The organism is Streptomyces hygroscopicus (genome assembly GCF_026168105.1).
In the GTDB taxonomy this organism is placed as follows: domain Bacteria; phylum Actinomycetota; class Actinomycetes; order Streptomycetales; family Streptomycetaceae; genus Streptomyces; species Streptomyces hygroscopicus_D.
Genome location: NZ_LBMW01000131.1, coordinates 1 through 2,401, shown reverse-complemented (window position 1 = coordinate 2,401; position 2,401 = coordinate 1). Strand labels below are relative to the sequence as shown.

At 71.6% G+C, this 2,401-nt stretch carries 2 protein-coding genes; both read right to left on the bottom strand.

Annotated elements, in window-relative coordinates:
- Nucleotides 1-941, bottom strand: a 941-nt coding sequence (locus AAW14_RS39175; RefSeq protein ID WP_416223446.1) for a GlgB N-terminal domain-containing protein, incomplete at its 3' end; no start/stop codon positions are given.
- Nucleotides 869-2,266: a maltokinase N-terminal cap-like domain-containing protein gene (locus AAW14_RS39170; RefSeq protein WP_265569235.1), complete on the bottom strand. Its 1,398-nt coding sequence runs from the start codon at nucleotides 2,264-2,266 to the stop codon at nucleotides 869-871. The genes AAW14_RS39175 and AAW14_RS39170, both read right to left, overlap by 73 nt.
- Between the last annotated feature and the right edge of the window lie 135 nt (nucleotides 2,267-2,401).

Sequence of the window (2,401 nt, the reverse complement as noted above, 5' to 3'; positions counted from 1 at the left end):
CCGAGGTCCTGCACGTACGCGGGCAGCTGCTCGGCCAGTTGACGGTACGTCAGCCCCGGTCGCCAGGACGGCAGATGCACCTCGTACACCGAGAACGGCGCCTCGTGCGCCGCGGTCTCCGCGCGCCGCGCGAGCCACTCCTCGTCGCGCCACTCGTACGCCGAATCCGTCACGATCGAGGCCGTCGCGGGCGGGACCTCCGCCCGGCGGGCCACGGGATCCGCGCGCACGGTGTGAGTGCCGTCGGGACGTGTGATGTCGAACTTGTAGAGCGTTCCGGGCCCGAGACCGGGAACGAACAGCTCCCACACGCCGGTCGATCCGAGGGAACGCATCGGGTGCGCCCGGCCGTCCCAGTGGCAGAAGTCCCCGCAGACCCGGACCCCTCGCGCGTTCGGTGCCCATACCGTGAAGCGGGTTCCCCGGGCGCCGGCGTGGGTCATCACATGGGCGCCGAGCGCCCTCCACAGTTCCTCGTGGCGGCCCTCTCCGATGAGGTGCAGGTCCAACTCGCCGAGCGCCGGCAGAAAGCGGTACGGGTCGTCGGTCTCCAGCACGATGCCTTCGTACGCCACCAGCAAGCGGTAGTCCGGTACGTCCCGAAGCGGCAGCAGACCCGAGAAGAACCCGTCCCCGTCGTCGTGCAGCTCGGCCCAGGCGTCGCCCATGACGACGGTGACCGAGAGCGCGCACGGCCGCAGCACACGGAAGGCCACTCCGTCCGGCACCGGATGCGTGCCCAGGACCGAGTGCGGATCGTGGTGTTCTCCTGCCAGCAGCCGCTCCCGGTCGCCGGGCGCTACGGGCGCCGGCTGCGGTGCGCCCAGCTCCGGTGAGGAGAGCGGTGGTTGGGAGGTGGTGGGAAGAGTCACGGCGTCAGCCTCCTCAGGCCGGGGCGTTCGGCGAGACGTGCGATCGCCACCATGGGCACGGGCAGCCAGTCCGGCCGGTGCCGGGCCTCGTACATGACCTCGTACACGGCGCGGTCCGTCTCGTAGGCGCGCAGCAGCCCGGGTTCCGCCCGTGGATCCCAGCCCGCCTCGGCGGCGTAGCCCGCGCAGTACGCCTCCCGACAGCGCAGCGCCCAATCGGGACGCCACGGCCGGCGGGCGTGGGCGGCATAGTCGAAGGAACGCAGCATGCCCGCGACATCGCGTACGGGGAACTGGGGCCGGCGCCGTTCGGGCAGCGGACGGGCCGGTTCGCCCTCGAAGTCGATCACGCGCCACTGCCGTTCCGCCCGGAGCACCTGGCCCAGATGCAGGTCGCCGTGGATGCGCTGAGCGGGCCGGGGCGAGTCCAGCGCGGCCAGCTCGGTGAATGCGGACCGCAGCCCCGAGGCGTACGGCAGCAGTTCCGGCACGGCGTGGATGGCGTCCCGCAGCCTCTCGGCCATTCCGGCCGCGAGCAGGGCGGTCTCCGAAGCGCCCTGGAACTCGACCGGGAAGGCGGCCGCGAGGGCCAGGTGCACCTCGGCCGTGGCCTGCCCCAGCTCGTACGCCTCCTCGGTGAACTCATGCCCGGACGCGAGCGCGGCCAGCGCCTGCGCCCATCCGTCGGCGGCCCCGTGCAGGAAGGGCTGGAGCACGCCGAGCGTCGCGGCCCACGGGCTCGAGGTACGGAACCAGGCCACCGGGACGGGAACGCGGGTGCAGCCCTGCCGGGCCAGGGCCCAGGGAACTTCCAGATCCGGGTTGATTCCGGGCCGCACCCGGCGGAAGACCTTCAGGATGAATGCTTCGCCGTACACCAGAGAGGAGTTGGACTGCTCCGCTTCGAGAAGTCGGGGCGCGAGTCCCCCCGGTATCGGCACCCTTGTGTCGCGTTCGAAGCGGAGGGCGCCCGCGGTGCCTGGCGTACGCAGCCGCTCCAGGAGCTGGGAGGCCGAGCGCGGATTCTGGAGGGCGTCGTACACCAGCAGCCCCGCGAGGGGGCCCTCGGTCACGCGTCCGAGTACCGCCGGGGAGTACCGGGGTGACAGTGAGTCGCCGATTCCCAACAGGAGTTGGTAGCAGTCGTGGGCCGGTATGCCCCCCAGCGGGCTGTTCGCCGACGGCTGGGGGTAGCCCGCCCGGACCAGTATGTGCAGGCAGTCCGGGTGCAGTTCGGTCACCGACAGCAGTGCCAGATCCGTGACGGGACGTCCCTTGCCGGCGAACCAGCGCTGGCGCGGCAGCCACTCCCGCAGCAGAGCGGAGAGCGAGGGCCCCAGCGAGGCACAGCTGAGACCGTCCGGGCGGAGCGTTGCGGTCTGGGTCTTGGGCATGGCGTCGCGTCCTTTCCGTGGCGGCCTGGGGAACTGCGGCCATGAATCAACGGCCCACGAACAAGTTCACCTTGGTGGCCTGGGGGACGTTCTTGCGGAGCCGGAACCAGTAGAAGCCGTGGCCTCCGAGGGTGA